Genomic DNA, 16,253 nt, shown 5'->3' with positions numbered 1-16,253 from the left:
GATGAAGTATATGACGACAGACGATGTATTGGAGGTCTTTCGCGAGGCTGGCGCGCTTTTGGAAGGGCATTTTATTCTGTCCTCCGGGCGACGCAGTTCAGTCTTTTTGCAGAAAGCTCTGATTTTCAAAAACCCGAAATTGACGGAGAAACTTTGCAGGGCCCTAGCGGAGAAGGTTCAGTCGGAATTGGATGAGCAGCCGGACATTATTGTGGCACCTGCCATGGGCGGAGTCATCCCTGGCTATGAGACGGCCCGTCATATGGAGCTGGAATCCCTTTTTGTCGAACGTGAAAATGGTGAATTTACGTTGCGCCGCGGATTTAGATTAGAGCCCGGACAAAAAGTTCTCATGGTTGAAGATATTGTGACCACTGGCCTGTCATCCCGGGAATGTATTGCAGCGATGAACAAAACCGGGGCTAGAGTTATTGCCGGGGCCTGTATCTTTGATCGCTCGAATGGCGAAGCCGATATCGGCGTTCCCCTTGTTAGCCTAGCGGCCCGAAAATTCCCCGATTATGATCCGGATGATTTGCCGCCAGAGTTACAAAATATTCCAGCTATCAAGCCCGGGAGTCGGGGCCTGTCGTGAAAGAAAAGAAACTCCCACGTCTCGGCGTCAATATTGACCATATTGCGACAATCCGTAATGCGCGCGGGGGGGAGCACCCAAATCCGGTCGCAGGGGCCTGGGCAGCTATTCAAGCGGGAGCAGACGGGATCACAGCGCATCTACGCGAAGACCGTCGTCATATGCGTGATGAGGACATGGAGCGGCTTCAAGCGCTTTGTAAAAGCGAAAATATTCCTCTTAATATGGAAATGGCGGCCACAGAGGAAATGCTCGATATAGCCCTTGCGCTCAAGCCTCACGCGGTTTGTATAGTTCCCGAGCGGCGCGAGGAACGCACAACCGAGGGAGGTCTGGATGTAGCCGGAATGCACAATACGCTCACCCCGATCATTTCTAAGCTTAATCAGAACGGGTCTCGCGTCTCTCTCTTTATCGAAGCGAGAAAATCACATATTGAGGCGGCTGCAAAAACCGATGCCAAAGTCGTTGAGTTTCACACCGGCGCCTATGCCCATGCGCTGGATGATGGGAATGCAGAGCAAGCAGAAAGTTTATTGGAAAACTTTCGCGCAAGTGCCAAACTTGCCCAAAGCCTGGGCCTGGAAGTTCATTTTGGCCATGGTTTGACCTTTGAAAATGTTGCGCCTGTGGCGGCAATTCCGGAATGTGTGGAGCTAAATATCGGACATTTCATTATTGGCGAAGCGGTCTTTATGGGTCTGGACGCCGCGATCAAGCGAATGCGCGAAATCACTGATGAAGCGAGACAGCCGGCGTGATTATCGGGATTGGCACAGATATTTGTGACATTAAACGGATATCTCAAGTCATTGAGAAATATGGCGAAAGGTTTAAGGCTAAAACCTTCACTGAAGGTGAGCAGGCTTACTGCGAATCCAAAGCCGTTCCCGAAAATGCCTATGCCAAGCGGTTTGCGGCGAAAGAAGCCGTTGCCAAAGCCTTGGCGGGAAATAACACAGGAGCGCTTAGCTGGACAGATGTGGAAGTTCGCAACCATCCGTCAGGACGCCCAGAGATCGTCTTGCACGGCACGGCACAGGCAAGGTTAAGCGAGAGAACTCCGGAGGGCCACCATGGCCTCCTTCATATTAGTCTGAGCGATGATCCGCCTTATGCACAGGCATTTGCGATTGTCGAAGCTGTCAAGGACGACTAAGAGCGGGCATGGCAAAGAAACAAAAATCAGAGCTCGGCGAAACGCTGTCTACAATTATATGGGCCGTGGCAATTGCTTTGGTTCTAAGAACATTTCTTTTCCAACCTTTTCATATCCCTTCCGGTTCCATGTTACCGAACCTCATGAAGGGGGATTATATAATTACCTCTAAATACTCTGTCGGGTATGGGCGATATGCAGCCGCGCCGTTTCCCTTTCCTGTGAGTGAAGGACGTTTCTTGGAGCGAGCCCCCGACCGCGGAGACGTTCTTGTTTTCCGTCCGGACGGGGATGACAAGAATTTTATCAAGCGTCTTGTCGGCCTTCCGGGTGACACTATTCAGATGCAGGAAGGACGCCTTATTCTGAATGATCAACCCGTTTCGCTTACCCAGCAAGGCGAAGAGACGTTTGCCGATCAATTCGGGCAAGACGTGCTGGCGGAGATCTGGTCTGAAACTTTTCCGAACGGAAACACACACTCTATTTATGATAGCCAGAAAAACAGCCCGAGCGACACGACGACTGTTTACCGCATCCCTGAAGGCCATTACTTTTTGATGGGGGACAATCGGGATAATTCGGGGGACAGCCGCGTTCCGGTTCGTAACGGAGGGGCCGGTATCGTTCCCGCATCAAATATTATAGGCCGCGCAGAGATCGTTCTCCTGTCCGTCGAAGAAGACTTCGTTCTTTATAAACCTTGGACTTGGGGCAATATGCGCGGAGATAGATTCTTTGAGAGGATCAAATGAGTTCGCCTGCCACGAAAGAATCTGCTTTGGATGTAACGGATAGAGTCCCGCCGCGTATCGTCGCCCTGTTCGAGCGGATTGACTACCATTTTCAAGATACGGACCTTATCCAGCGCGCGCTTACTCACTCATCCTACGGAGATGGGCGCCGCAAAAGGGTTGATAATGAACGGCTTGAGTTTTTGGGTGACCGTGTTTTGGGATTGCTGACGGCGAAAGTCTTGTTCGACAAAACCAAAACTCAAGAAGGCGTTATGGCAACGCGGCTCAATGCGCTTGTTCGCAAGGAGACCTGTGCTCGGATTGCGCAAAATATTCGCCTGGGCGAAGCGCTGCTTATGTCACCGAGTGAAGAAAAACAGGGAGGCAGAGAGAAGGTCTCGATTCTCGGCAATGCTTGCGAGGCTTTGATTGCAGCGCTTTATATTGATGGGGGATATGAACGGGCTGAAAGTTTCTATAATCGGTTTTGGCAAGAGGAGATCGAAGCCGTCCTTGAGGACTCAACCAAAGACCCTAAAACGAATCTTCAGGAACTCGCGCTTTCTATGGGGCCGAACGTACCGAATTATACCGTTGTGGATCGATCTGGTCCCGATCACAAACCCACCTTTACAATCCGTGTTACAGTTGAAGAGCTGGGCGAGGCTTTGGGGGAAGGGACATCTAAAAAAGAGGCGGAGCGGGAAGCAGCAAGCTATCTTCTCAAAGCCCTAGAAAAAACGATATGAGTGAAACATACTCTGGATTTGCTGCCATAGTCGGGGCTCCGAACGCTGGGAAATCGACTTTAACCAATGCTTTGGTCGGTGAGAAAGTCTCCATTGTCACGCATAAAGTCCAAACGACCCGATTTCAAATTCGCGGCATTGCCATGCTCGAAACGTCGAAAGGCCAGACTGCGCAGGCCGTCATGATTGATACGCCCGGCATTTTTGAAGCCCGGGATTCCGACCGCCTTTCAAAATCCATGGTGCATGCGGCCTGGACCGGCATGAATGACGCCAATGTCATTGTCCATGTTATTGACGCTCCGGCTTGGCTTCGGCGTCAGGCGGGAGAAGGGGACGGGCAAGATAGACTCTCATGTGAGGACAGTGAGCGGGTTATCAAAGGTCTGAAAAAGAGAGAAGTGTCCAACGCTATCCTGGCTCTGAACAAAATTGACAAAATTCCGCATGACGAAGTTCTCCCCTTGATACAATCTTTTGCGGAGCGGGGCGTTTACAAAGATATTATTCCGGTTTCTGCCCTTAATTTGGACGGCGTCGAAAAGCTGGGAACACTTGTCGCAGACGCTATGCCGTCTGGGCCCTACTTATATTCACCGGATCAGGCCGCTGATATTCCGATGCGCTTGATGGCCGCAGAGATCACCAGAGAAAAACTGTTCCTGCGTCTCCACGATGAACTGCCCTATGCCTCTACGGTCGAGACGGAGAGCTGGAAGGAAACTAAAAAAGGCGACATACGCGTCGACCAAGTCATATATGTTCGCCGGGACAGCCAGAAGCCCATTGTACTCGGAAAAGGCGGTCGCACTATTAAAGATATTGGCGCCGCCGCTCGAAAGGATATGAGCGAATGGTTGGGTCGCAAGGTTCATCTCTTCCTGTTTGTGAAAGTGCGTGACAATTGGCAGGACGACAAAGCCCGATACGCCGAGAGCGGGCTCGAATTTGACGTCTAATCTATGAGGGCGTTTGAGATATGAATTGGCAGGCCGAAGGCTATATTCTTTCTACTCAGAAACATGGCGAAACCTCTGCCATCATAGATGTCTTCACACGTGAGCAGGGTCGCCATAAAGGCCTCGTGCGCGGCGGAATAGGCCGCCGAATGAGACCGGTCTTGCAACCTGGAAATCATGTACGTGTTGAATGGCGTGGGCGTCTGTCTGAGCAGTTAGGTTATTATACCGTCGAAAGTATAGACTCTCGTGCGGCAGAACTGATGGATGACAGACTTTCTCTGACAGGTCTTAATGCCATGACGGCTATGTGCCGGGAAATGTTGCCGGAACGCGAAACACATGAGCCAATATTCGATGTCTTTCAAATTGTATTGGCTAACCTGCACGACATAGATATTTGGCCCGCGCTTTATATAAGGTGGGAGGCAGGACTTCTTACGGCTCTGGGATACGGACTCGACTTTGACCGATGCGCGGCGACAGGCCGAAATGACAATCTCACCCATATTTCGCCGCGGTCCGGGCGCGCCGTGACAGCAAGTGCGGCGGAGCCTTACCTGGATAAACTTCTTCGTTTGCCGCCTTTTCTTCGCGGGCAAGCCGGAAGCTCGCCGGAAGATATTCTGGATGGTCTGAAATTGACCGGACATTTTCTGGAAACACGTGTGCAATGGAATTTGAATAGAACTTTGCCCGACGCGCGTCATCAATTGATAGAGCGCCTGATAGCGGCAGATATTGCGCGGTCTTATAATCCTTGAGTTCAACCACAGGAATTCTGCTTAAAGGCGTGGCCTCTCGAGCGCACGCGGCTAAACTTAAATCTGATTCGGGATTGAGGACATATGGCTAAAAAACCAATAGACGACGGCGAGACAATTTCTGAGACCGCGATTATCAGCGAACACATAGATGATGCGCTGTCTTCGCGCTATCTGGCTTATGCGCTCTCTACAATTACGCAGCGCGCTCTGCCGGACGTGCGGGATGGGATGAAACCTGTCCATCGCCGTATTCTCTATGCCATGCGGCAGCTTAAACTGAACCCTGAAGGCGCACATAAGAAATGCGCGCGGATTGTGGGGGATGTGATGGGCCAATATCACCCGCATGGAGATCAATCGATTTACGACGCGCTCGTTAAACTTTCCCAGTCTTTTTCCGCGCGATACCCGCTTGTTAACGGGCAGGGGAACTTTGGCAATATTGACGGCGATAGTCCCGCCGCCATGCGTTACACCGAAGCGAAAATGACCCCGGCTGGCTTGGCCCTGCTTGAAGGCATTGACGAAAATGCCGTCGATTTTGTGCCAACTTACAATGAAGAGGACACAGAGCCACAAGTTTTACCGGCAGGTTTTCCCAACCTGTTGGCGAATGGATCGCAAGGGATTGCGGTCGGTATGGCAACATCTATTCCGCCCCATAATGTGGCCGAAATTTGTGATGCGGCCCTCCATCTTATTCAGACGCCGAATGCTCGCATTGAAACACTGATGAATTATATCCTTGGCCCTGATCTTCCTACAGGAGGTATAATCGTTGAGCCGAAGTCCTCCATGCTGGAGGCTTACACAACTGGTAAAGGGAGTTTTAAAGTTCGGTGCCGCTGGGAAGTCGAGGACACCGGGCATGGAACTTATCAGATTGTGGTGACTGAGATTCCTTATCAGGTTCAAAAATCCCGGCTTATTGAAAAACTCGCAGAAGTCATCGAGTCAAAAAAGGCCTCTGGCCTTTCGGATGTTCGGGACGAATCCGCTGAAGATGTGCGCATTATTTTAGAGCCGCGCAGTAAGAATATCGATGCCAAAATATTGATGGAAAGCCTGTTCAAGGTTTCAGAATTGGAGAGCCGTGTCAGCCTGAACATGAATGTCCTCGACAAGACACGAACGCCGCGGGTGATGGATCTGAAAGAAGTCATTCAGAGTTGGTTGGATCACCGCCGTGAAGTGCTTCAGCGCCGTTCTCAGCAGCGTCTCGGCAAGATCGAGGATCGCATGGAGGTTCTGGACGGGTATATGATTGCCTTCCTGAACCTTGACGAGGTTATTCGAATTATCCGGTTTGAGGATAAGCCCAAAGAAGAGCTGATGAACGCATTTAACCTGACGGAACGTCAGGCCGATGCGATTTTGAATATGCGGCTCCGCGCCCTGAACAAGCTTCAGGAAATCGAGATCAAGACGGAATATGACAAGCTCGCGTCAGAAAAGGCGGAATTGGAGGCTTTGTTAGGGTCTGATGCAAAACAATGGGCGGCTATTTCCGAACAGGTCAAAGAGCTTAAAAAAATTTACGGGCCGAAAACAGAAATTGGAGCGCGCCGCACGCATTTCGAAGATCAGCCGGATATAGATGTCGATTTGAGTACGGCTTTCATTACCAAAGAGCCCATTACCGTTGTGCTCTCCAGTATGGGCTGGATTCGCGCGATGAAAGGGCATTTGGAGGATGACTCGTCATTGAAATTCAAAGACGGAGACAGCCTGGCTTTTAGTTTGAATGCGCAGACAACGGATAAAATTATTATCTTCGCCTCAAACGGTAAGTTTTACACTTTAGGCGCGGATAAACTTCCCGGTGGGCGCGGCAACGGCGAACCTATTCGCTTGATGGTGGATTTGGAAAATGATCACGTGCCTGTGGGTATGTTTGTTCACGATGAAAATCGCGAAATTTTGGTTGCCAGCTCAGAAGGCTACGGATTCCGGGTAAATGAAGCCGATATTGTTGCCTCTACCCGTACAGGCCGGAAAACACTTAACGTCAGGGGCGACGCGGAAGCGGTTCGCTGTATTGAAGTCAAAGGCGAGAAGATTGCGGTCATTGGAGAGAACCGGAAAATCCTGACTTATGATGTCGAAGAATTGCCGGTGATGGCACGCGGTAAAGGCGTCCGTTTACAGAAATATAAAGATGGGGGCTTGGCCGACATCACAACTTTTGATCCCGAAGAGGGTCTATTCTTCCTGGATAGCGCGGGACGCCGTACTGAAGTCAATGACTGGGAACTACTCGAAGGCAAACGGGCCCAGGCCGGGCGAATGGCTCCCAGAGGCTTCTCGCGTAAAGGTGTTTTTGATCCTGACAAAAACCTCTAAGGTTTGAAAATAGCGTATAAAAAAAGCCCCGTTTGACCAGGGCTTTTTCTTTGCTTGAAAGGGATGTCTATTCGACGGGATTACCGTTTGCATCCACCTCGACGACGTCATAGCCGAGCTCGACAACTTCGTCATAGACTTTTGCTTTATCACCTACGACGACCATAATCATTTCATCCAGATTAAGATGCTGATCTGCCAAGGCATCAATTTCCTCTTTGGTCATGGCTTGTAGAATGTCAGATTGCTCATCTACAAAACTTGGCTCGAGGTCATATGTTGCCATTCTCGACAAGAACCCGAGTTTTTGACGTGGCGTCTCATATGCGCGCGCATCACTCTGACCAATAGCCGATTTGGTGAACGTCAATTCTTCGTCCGTGATACCGGATTCATGGAATTTACTGATTTCATTCACAAATTCGACAATCGAAGCTGCTGTTGCATCCGCGCGAACGGCGGCGCCGGCGCGATACCAGCCTGCTTTCTCGTCACCATTGAAGAAAGACCGGGCTCCATAAGTATAGCCTTTATCCTCGCGTAGGTTCAGATTTATACGGCTGTTGAAAGCTCCGCCGAGGGGGTAGTTCATAATACCTGCACGGTAGTATTCTCCAGTTGCATCATAAGGAAGGGCGCGTTTGCCGATCCGAATTTCGCTTTGGGCGGCGTCAGGTTTATCAACGAAATAGATCGTTCCGTCTTCTAATTCAGGGAAGGGATTCATTTCCACGCTGGCAACGTCTTCGCCTGTCCAAGCCGTGAGAGGCTCAAGTGCACTTTGTAAACTCGCTTGGCCTAAATCACTCACAGCAACAACTGATGCAATTTTAGGAGAGTAATGATCGGCATAGAAAGCCTTCACATCCTCTAGTGTAATTGCTTCGACAGTCTCTTCCGTGCCCGATGAGGCGTAAGCCGTAGGATTGTCAGCACCGTACATCATTTTGTTGAACAGATTGCTGGCTGTTACGCTAGCTTCTTTCTTGTTCGCGCGAATGCCTTGGATGGCATTGTCTTTATCGCGAGCAAAATCTTCTTCAGAGAATTTGGGTTTTAACAATCTTTCCATCGCAATCGCCATGGTCGCGTCTAGATTTTCAGTTAGAGTCCGGACGGTCATTGTTGTGTAAGTATCACCGGCGCTAAAAGAAACGGAAGAGCCCAACTTGTCGAGTTCATTGGAGAGTTCTTCTGCACTGCGCTCCGTTGTGGCCTCGTTCATAAGCCCAGCTGTCAAACTTGCGAGGCCAACCTTTTCGATCGGATCGTAATTTTGAGCTGCTTTGATGCGAAGCTGTAACGTCGTTGTTGGGACTTCCGTATTTTGGGCTCCCAAGACGCTCATATCGCCTATTGCAAATTCATAAGTATCCGGTGCCTTAATGGCCGGGTTTTCACCGGCTGGCGGAACAACGGAGCGGTCAAAACCTTCTGGGTCCTCAGGTAGTGACCACTCAAAATCGTCAGACTCGCCGGACGTATCCGGAATAGTCCGCTCATATCTTTCCCAGGTATCTTCTTGCGCAATCATTTGCGGCTGGCCGTTTGGCACAATGCTCATGATAACGGCAGGCTGATCTTTAATATATTCATCATAGACGCGAAGGACATCTTCTTTCGTTACGCCTTCATACCGCGCAATATCATCACCAATCCCGTTCGGGTCATCGCGATAGGTCTCATAAGCGGCAAGTTGAGACACTTTGCCGGCAACACTTTCCAAACCGTAGATAAGTCCGGAAACGATATCCGCTTTCACACGTGTCAGATCGTCATCTAAAACGCCGCGACCTTCGAACTCTGTAAGCGATTCTCGAATGGTGTCCTCGAGATCACCAAGGTTTTGAACTTTGGCAGGATTTGCCAGGGTAAACATTGTGAAGCTGCAGCTTATTTCACGGCATCCATGACCCGCGCTGGCTTGTACTGTAATGCCAGGTTTTTGAAGGTTTTTATAAAGTAGGGAAGTCTGTCCTTGACCCATAATATTGGCCAAAACGTCCAACGGCGCTTCGTCTGGGTGATTGGCATGTACGGTTGGCCAAGACATATAAAGCAGAGGAAGCTGAACATTGTCTTCCATTGAAATATAACGGTCTTCGCTCAGGGTAACAGGTTTATAGACCGGATCATCCTGTTCAGGACCTGCCGGGATTGGACCAAAGTAAGTTTTGATCCATTCCAGTGTTTGTTCCTTGTCGATGTCGCCGCCGATTGTCAGGACAGCATTGTTCGGGCCATACCACTCCACAAAGAATTTTTTGAGGTCATTGAGGTCGGCGCGATCAAGGTCTTCGAGATAGCCGATGGTTGACCAGCTGTAAGGATGTCCTTCCGGATACATCGCTTCGCCAACACGCTCGAAGAGCAAACCGTAAGGGCGGTTGTCATAACGTTGGCCACGTTCGTTCTTTACTGTTTCTCGCTGAACTTCGAAAGATTCCTGGGTCACAGCATTCAGGAAGTAACCCATCCGGTCTGCTTCCAGCCATAGCATTTTTTCAAGCTGATTGGATGGGACAGTCTGATAATAATTAGTTCGGTCAGCGTTGGTGGAACCGTTAAGCGTACCTCCTGATTCTGTAATCAATTTGAAGTGCTGTTCGTCGGCCACGTTTTCAGAGCCCTGGAAGAGCATATGTTCAAAGAAATGAGCAAACCCTGAACGTCCGGGCTCTTCGCGGCCAGACCCGACATGATAGGTCATATCGACATGGACAAGCGGGTCGGACTTGTCTTCATGCAGAACAATCGTCAGGCCGTTGTCCAGTTTGTATTTGGTGTAGGGAATAATGACTTCATCGCTGGCCGTGGATTTTACTTCTTCCACTTTGGTAATCCCGTCGGGGAGATTGACCATCTGCACCTGTTCCGGTGCATTAGTTTCTGAGTTCGATTGTGAATCTGGTTGTCCACAGGCGATAAGTAGAGCGGAAGCTGCAGCGCTAGCCAACAGAAAGCGCGTTTTTGGGAGTGTCATAATGAAAAATCCTTAACTAGTTTTTTATCGAATAACAGTAAGGACGCGCGGAGTCTATCTTCTTTTAAGGCTCGCGTGACCAAGGGTTTTTCCGAAAACGGTTGTTTTCCGGAGAATTGTTTCGTTCCCCTGATACCGTCTCACTGTTTCGGTCCTTGCGGCTTTTGGTGCCGATATGACCGCCGCCAAACTTGATAAGTGCTTCAATACGTTTTTCGATCGGGGGGTGGGTTGCGAAAAGCCCGGCCAAGCCGACGCGGGGGTTATGAAGCGCCATCTCCCGAACTTCGTCAGGCACATTTTTTAACTCTGCATTTCCAGATAGTTTTTGGAGAACACGTATCATGGCATCTGGATTTTTGGTCAGTTCGACGGCTCCGGCATCGGCCAGAAATTCACGGCGCCTTGATAAAGAGAACCTTATCAATATTGCGATCAGATAAGTCACGGCAATGATAGCTATTCCGATAACGATGAGGATAGCGGCATTACCGCCGCCGCTGCGTCGGTGCGAATTCGACCTTGGCAAATTCGTTCGGAACATCCCGCGTACGACACCTTCACCAATAAATGCAAAAATTCCGACGAAGATTACGGCGATAATGAGCATGCGTACGTCTTTGTTTCTGATGTGGCAAAGCTCATGAGCGATAACGGCCTCCAACTCTTCATCATCTAGCTCATTCAATAGTCCTCGCGTGAGGGTGACCGTGTAGTTCTTGTCTCGTATACCGCTCGCATAGGCGTTCAGCACGGGTGTTTCGATAATCTTGAGCTTTGGCGTTATTGTGCCGCGAGAAATCGCCAGATTTTCTAGCAGGCGGTAGGCTCTGGGTTCTTCGCTAACTGTAAGAGAACGGGCTTTAGTCGCGGCGTCGATCAGGGCTTGATGGGCGAAAAAGGCAATAAAAAACCAGAGAGCCGCTGCGCCTATCGCTATAGGGGCGGCCGTCGGAATCAAGTCGGCGGCATAAGTAAAACTGCTCTGGAGCGAACTGTTGCTGGTAAAGCCGAGCCAGATCAGCATCAGGCCATACCCCATAACCAGCAGTAAAACCGGAAACAGAATAAGCAGTATCAAACTGCGAAGATTATTGTTCCAGATATGAGTTTGAAGGCCGTAAGATTTGAACACTGTCAGGCCAAAAAATTAGCTGCTGAAATCGACAGTTGGAGGCGTCTGAAGAGATTGACGCCCTTCCGGTGCTTCAAAAAATTCGCGCTCTTGAAAACCAAAGGGTCCGGCAATGAGGACAGCTGGAAATTGCTCCCGCCCAGTATTATATTCCTGAACCGAATTGTTATAGAAACGACGTGCGGCGGCGATTTTGTTTTCAATATCAGCGAGTTGATCCTGCAGCTGGAGGAAGTTTGTATTGGCTTTTAGCTCAGGATACGCTTCGGCCAATGCGAAAAGTTTGCCCAGAGCGGCAGAGAGCATGCCTTCAGCTTGAGCTTGGTCTTTGACGTTATTGGCATTAACCGCCGCGCTACGTGCGCGAACGACCTCTTCAAAAGTCTCTTTCTCGTGAGAGGCGTAACCTTTGACCGTATTCACAAGCTGCGGAACAAGGTCCTGACGCTGTTTGAGCTGCACTTCTATATCCGACCAAGCCTGATTTGTCGTTTGCCGAAGACTGACAAGCCGGTTGTAAATTCCGACAATCAGAAAGCCGATTAGAACGATAATGCCGATAATAACAAAGAGAGTGGTCATATAAGATCCCCGTTTAACGCCGTTAAGAATGTGCCGCCATTCACGATGACTTGCAAGCAAGAATCTTTAAACGCATTCAGGTCATCCATAGAATAAGTTCGGCAAACCCGTGGCAAGTTTTGGAAAAGCTATAATCAGTGCAATTACGAATATCTGAATAAGAATAAAAGGCAGGACGCCCTTATATATCTGAGGGGTCGTGACTTCAGGCGGAGCAACGCCGCGAAGGTAAAACAGGGCAAACCCGAATGGCGGCGTGAGAAAACTGGTCTGAAGGTTCAGCGCCATGATGACGCCCAACCAAATCGGATCCAGCCCAGCGGCAAGCAAGGGAGGGGCGACCAATGGGACAACAACAAAGGTAATCTCGATAAAATCCAGAAAAAAGCCTAAAATGAACATGACGAGCATGACCAGAGCAAACCCGCCCCAAAGACCGCCGGGCGCGTTTTCTAACCAATGCGCGACGAGTTCATCGCCGCCAAAGCCACGAAAAATGAGGCTGAAAATAGTTGCGCCAATTAGGATCAAAAACACCATGCAGGTAATATGAAGTGTAGAACGTGAAACAGGAGCTAGATCACCTGATTTTTGAAGAGAGGCAAAACTGGTTACAGCCGCAATTAGGCCGGTTGCAGAAAATAAAAAGGATAGCCAAAGAAGAACGGTCAGTTCCAACGACCTATCGGCTAGATTGAGACGGAGGTCGACCCCGAAAACATCCATTAATATGAGCACGCCCATTCCGGATGTTCCTGCGAGTATAAGGCGTTTAACGAAAAGGCTGTCAGTTCTTTTATAGGCCGCGAGAAGAACAGCTCCAAGCGCGCCAAGCGCCGCGCCGCGCGTGGGAGTGGCGTAACCGGACAGAATTGAGCCCAATACAGCTATGATTAGGAGTACGGGCGGCAGCATGGATTTTACGGAGCTTAAAAGGGCGTCACGAAAAGCAATACCTTCGCTCCGATAGGCCGGAGCCCGCACAGGTGATTTTATGGCAATAAAGACAATATAGAGAGCGTAGCAAAGCACCAGAATCAAGCCAGGTATAAGGGCACCGGCAAACAAGTCTCCGACGGAAACAACGCCAGCATTCTCCAGGCCAAAACTTCTTTGCGCTTCCTGGTAAGCATTGGAAATCTGATCTCCCAAAATGACCAATACGATTGAGGGCGGAATGATTTGACCAAGCGTTCCTGAGGCGGCAATTGAGCCCGAGGCGAGGGCAGGGTCATATCCCCTGCGAAGTAAGGTCGGGAGCGAAATCAGGCCCATCGTGACCACGGTTGCGCCGACAATGCCGGTGGAAGCCGCTAACAGCGCCCCGACAAATATAACGGAGACCCCCATACCTCCGCGAAGAGGCCCCAGAAGTTCTCCCATACTTTCCAGTAAGTCTTCGGCTATCCGGGATTTCTCCAGCATTACGCCCATAAAGACGAAAAGCGGAACAGCTATAAGTATTTCCCGAGTCAGAATTGGGAAGATGCGTCCCGGCATAGAAAGGAGAAATACTGTATCAAACTGTCCTATTGCGACGCCCAGCGCGGCAAAAACCAAGGAAACACCCGCCAAAGTAAAGGCGACGCTATATCCGGCCATGAGGGAGCCGCAGGCAAAGGCGAACATGAGAATGGCGAGTAACTCAGGCAAACTCATTACGAGTTACCATCAGTTTTAAACGACGGGATAAAAGCAATTTTTGTATGCCGCAACATGTTTGCCTGTCGACTATCGCGCAGTTTGAGCCCAGCTCTCAGGGCAACTGAAAACCCTTGTATCAATAACATTATAAATAAAACGCAAAGCGCTGTTTTCAATATATAAATTCCCTTTATGCCGCCGCTATTTGTCGAGCCTTCCAGGCTTTTCCAGGCAAAAGAAACAAAACTTTGAGACCGCCAGATCACAGCAATGCAAACAGGGGCAAGCAGCATATAGAATCCGCATATCTCAACTAGCGCCCGCGCCCTGTTATCCATTTTTTCAAAGAAAATGTCGACTTTAACATGCTCTCCAGCAAGATAGGTTGGGGCGACGCCCAAACAAATACCGAGCGCATGAAGGTAAATGACGCTTTCGTCCCACCAGATAGAGGAAATTCCGTAGATTGAGAGTGCGAAAACGGCGATCACAACACTGATGACCATGAGCGGCATAACCCATTTGATGATCTCTCCGATAAGGATTGAAAGCGTGTCGATGAGAACGATGATGGTTCTGGAGAGACTTTTTCCGAGGCCTGTCAGGAGTAGAAAAGCAGGCAGGAGCAAGACCGGAAAAAAAGCCCAGCCAATAAACTGCAAAGCGTAGCCAATGACATCAATCCCCCCGGAAGTCATATTTTAGTCTGCCCCTGATAAAGTTCGAGCCCGTATATAGGCGCCTTCACTAATTTCCGTCCAACTTCTTTCAAGCTTGAGCGCTTTGGAAAAGCTTTCATAGATTGCCCCTGTCTTGGGGTCAGACTTACCAACGTCCGCCAACACGTCTTGGCTAGCTTCGCCGAAACCGGTTAAAACATCATCCGGAAATAGGCGAGGCTCAATGCCGTGCTTCGTCTTCAGAGTGCCTAGGGCCACAGCGTTTCGATAATTATATTCCCCCAGACTGATATCGTTCGTGCTCCTGCAAGCATAACGAATGATAGCTTGGTCAGATGGAGAGAAGCTCTCCCAAATTTGTTTGTTTATTCCGAGTGATAATGAGGCCCCGGGTTCATGAAATCCCGGAGCGTAATAATAAGGGGCTTCGCGGTAGAAGCCGAAAGCCAAGTCATTCCACGGCCCGACCCATTCCGTTGCGTCAATCGCGCCGGATTGTAGAGATTGGTAAATCTCACCGCCAGGAATGTTTACGGCCGCCCCGCCCAAGGCGCGGACAACATCACCGCCCAATCCCGGCATTCTGATTTTCAGACCGCGAAAATCCTGAACGGAATTTATTGGGCGTTTAAACCACCCTCCGGTCTGATGGCCCGTATTCCCGGCCTGAAAGGGTTTAATATTAAAGTCTCCGGAAAGGTCATCCCAAAGAGCCTGTCCGCCGCCGAAGTCAATCCATCCCATGATTTCTGTTGCGGTCATCCCCATTGGAACAGCCGTAAAAAAGCTGAAGCCCTTGGCTTTCCCTTGCCAGTAATATTCTGCGGCATGATACATATCAGCTGCGCCGGAAGAGGTCGCGCCAAAACATTCCAGCGCTCCCACAAGTTCTCCCGCAGCGTAAACTTTGATATCGAGACGCCCATCTGTCATTTCGCGTACGGCATTTGCGATATTTACAGGCATGATTCCTAAGCCGGGAAAATCTTTAGGCCAAGATGTCGCCAGCCTTAACTGACGTCTATTCTTAGAAATGTTTGGGGAGGCTAGATCAGATTTCGCTCCGGACGAAGCGGCGTCACCTCCACTATTTCCTGAACGTATCGCTCCGAGTGTGCCGGCTCCGACAGCAAGCGCTGCGGCTCCACCTATGAGTTCGCGGCGTTTCAATTTGAATCTCCTAAAACAGCCCACCCCCTGTGCGTTAGAGTTTCACAAGGGCGAAAGCGGGCTTTGTAATCCATTTTTGGACTATCAGGCACCCAATAGCCCAGATAGAGATAAGGTAGGTTCTGTTCTGCGCAGCGTCTAATCTGATCAAGAATCATAAGATTGCCCAAAGAGCGTTTCTGTTCCTCGGGAGAGAAAAAGCTGTAAACTAGAGACAAACCGTCATTTAATCTGTCAATTAGCATAGCTGCAATGAGTGACCCGTCGGGGAGGCGATATTCCACAATTTCTGTCTCGGCGGAACATTCTTCGACCATCATTTCATACCGCAGAAAGTCCATATCCGCCATTCCGCCGGATGTATGACGCGTTAAAAGATAATCTTTTAAAAGTGTAAATTGTTCTTGGGTTGCAATCGCGGGCACGACAGAAACGGATAAGTCGTTGTTACGGCGTAGCGTGCGACGAAACCGCTTATTCGGTTCGAACTCTTGTGTTCTCACCCTAAGAGATCGGCACTCCCGACAGGTTTCACAAGCGGGTCTGTAGATAACGTTTTGTGAGCGGCGAAAACCCGCATGTGTCAGATAGTTATTGAGCTGCGGGCCATCAAGCGGGTCCAGCTGAGTGAAAATTTTACGCTCAAGCCTTCCCGGCAGGTAAGGGCAGGGACCCGGAATGGTGAGATAAAACTGTAACCTATTTGGGTCGAAGACGTGACTCATAAGGGGATTTTATGACCTTGAAGTA

The 16,253-nt window shown here is 49.8% G+C and carries 15 protein-coding genes; 8 read left to right on the top strand and 7 right to left on the bottom strand.

Features of this window, described 5'->3' with window-relative positions:
- The first annotated feature begins 10 nt into the window (after positions 1–10).
- The 8 genes from pyrE to parC all read left to right on the top strand — a co-directional run bounded on the left by pyrE (position 11) and on the right by parC (position 7,309).
- Positions 11–595, top strand: coding sequence for an orotate phosphoribosyltransferase (gene pyrE / locus ACN0IC_RS08300; RefSeq protein ID WP_416878308.1), 585 nt, complete (start codon positions 11–13; stop codon positions 593–595).
- Positions 592–1,356, top strand: a complete 765-nt coding sequence (locus tag ACN0IC_RS08295; RefSeq protein WP_416878307.1) for a pyridoxine 5'-phosphate synthase — start codon at positions 592–594, stop codon at positions 1,354–1,356. Before pyrE ends, ACN0IC_RS08295 begins: the two co-directional genes overlap by 4 nt.
- The gene (gene acpS / locus ACN0IC_RS08290) at positions 1,353–1,754 is read left to right on the top strand and encodes a holo-ACP synthase (RefSeq protein WP_416878306.1); all 402 of its coding nucleotides are present in this window, start codon (positions 1,353–1,355) and stop codon (positions 1,752–1,754) included. The genes ACN0IC_RS08295 and acpS overlap by 4 nt, the downstream gene beginning before the upstream one ends.
- An 8-nt stretch (positions 1,755–1,762) precedes the next feature.
- Positions 1,763–2,509, top strand: coding sequence for a signal peptidase I (gene lepB, locus ACN0IC_RS08285; RefSeq protein ID WP_416878305.1), 747 nt, complete (start codon positions 1,763–1,765; stop codon positions 2,507–2,509).
- Positions 2,506–3,240, top strand: coding sequence for a ribonuclease III (rnc, locus tag ACN0IC_RS08280; protein WP_416878304.1), 735 nt, complete (start codon positions 2,506–2,508; stop codon positions 3,238–3,240). Before lepB ends, rnc begins: the two co-directional genes overlap by 4 nt.
- Positions 3,237–4,199: a GTPase Era gene (gene era / locus ACN0IC_RS08275; RefSeq protein ID WP_416878303.1), complete on the top strand. Its 963-nt coding sequence runs from the start codon at positions 3,237–3,239 to the stop codon at positions 4,197–4,199. The genes rnc and era overlap by 4 nt, the downstream gene beginning before the upstream one ends.
- Positions 4,200–4,219: 20 nt before the next feature.
- Positions 4,220–4,963: a DNA repair protein RecO gene (gene recO, locus ACN0IC_RS08270; protein ID WP_416878302.1), complete on the top strand. Its 744-nt coding sequence runs from the start codon at positions 4,220–4,222 to the stop codon at positions 4,961–4,963.
- An 84-nt stretch (positions 4,964–5,047) separates the two neighbouring features.
- Entirely contained in the window at positions 5,048–7,309 is a 2,262-nt protein-coding gene (gene parC / locus ACN0IC_RS08265) for a DNA topoisomerase IV subunit A (protein ID WP_416878301.1), read from the top strand.
- A 67-nt stretch (positions 7,310–7,376) separates the two neighbouring features.
- On the opposite strand, the gene ACN0IC_RS08260 is transcribed toward parC, so the two are convergent.
- The 7 genes from ACN0IC_RS08260 to ACN0IC_RS08230 all read right to left on the bottom strand — a co-directional run bounded on the left by ACN0IC_RS08260 (position 7,377) and on the right by ACN0IC_RS08230 (position 16,228).
- A complete protein-coding gene (locus ACN0IC_RS08260) occupies positions 7,377–10,292 on the bottom strand; it encodes a M16 family metallopeptidase (RefSeq protein WP_416878300.1) in 2,916 nt (971 codons plus the stop codon).
- A gap of 64 nt (positions 10,293–10,356) precedes the next feature.
- Entirely contained in the window at positions 10,357–11,427 is a 1,071-nt protein-coding gene (locus ACN0IC_RS08255; RefSeq protein WP_416878299.1) for a M48 family metallopeptidase, read from the bottom strand.
- Between the two features lie 15 nt (positions 11,428–11,442).
- Positions 11,443–12,009 (bottom strand): LemA family protein, encoded by a 567-nt coding sequence (locus ACN0IC_RS08250; protein WP_416878298.1) that lies wholly within the window; start codon positions 12,007–12,009, stop codon positions 11,443–11,445.
- Between the two features lie 81 nt (positions 12,010–12,090).
- Entirely contained in the window at positions 12,091–13,668 is a 1,578-nt protein-coding gene (locus tag ACN0IC_RS08245) for a TRAP transporter large permease (RefSeq protein ID WP_416878297.1), read from the bottom strand.
- A complete protein-coding gene (locus ACN0IC_RS08240) occupies positions 13,668–14,351 on the bottom strand; it encodes a TRAP transporter small permease subunit (RefSeq protein ID WP_416878296.1) in 684 nt (227 codons plus the stop codon). The genes ACN0IC_RS08245 and ACN0IC_RS08240 overlap by 1 nt, the downstream gene beginning before the upstream one ends.
- Before the next feature lie 3 nt (positions 14,352–14,354).
- Positions 14,355–15,503, bottom strand: coding sequence for a TRAP transporter substrate-binding protein (locus tag ACN0IC_RS08235; protein ID WP_416878295.1), 1,149 nt, complete (start codon positions 15,501–15,503; stop codon positions 14,355–14,357).
- Positions 15,500–16,228: an arginyltransferase gene (locus tag ACN0IC_RS08230; RefSeq protein ID WP_416878294.1), complete on the bottom strand. Its 729-nt coding sequence runs from the start codon at positions 16,226–16,228 to the stop codon at positions 15,500–15,502. The genes ACN0IC_RS08235 and ACN0IC_RS08230 overlap by 4 nt, the downstream gene beginning before the upstream one ends.
- Between the last annotated feature and the right edge of the window lie 25 nt (positions 16,229–16,253).

Origin of the sequence: Litorimonas sp. (assembly GCA_029936425.1) — a bacterium.
In the GTDB taxonomy this organism is placed as follows: Bacteria; Pseudomonadota; Alphaproteobacteria; order Caulobacterales; family Maricaulaceae; genus Litorimonas.
Note: the sequence above shows the minus strand (reverse complement) of the source record. Positions and strands in the feature narration are given on the sequence as shown.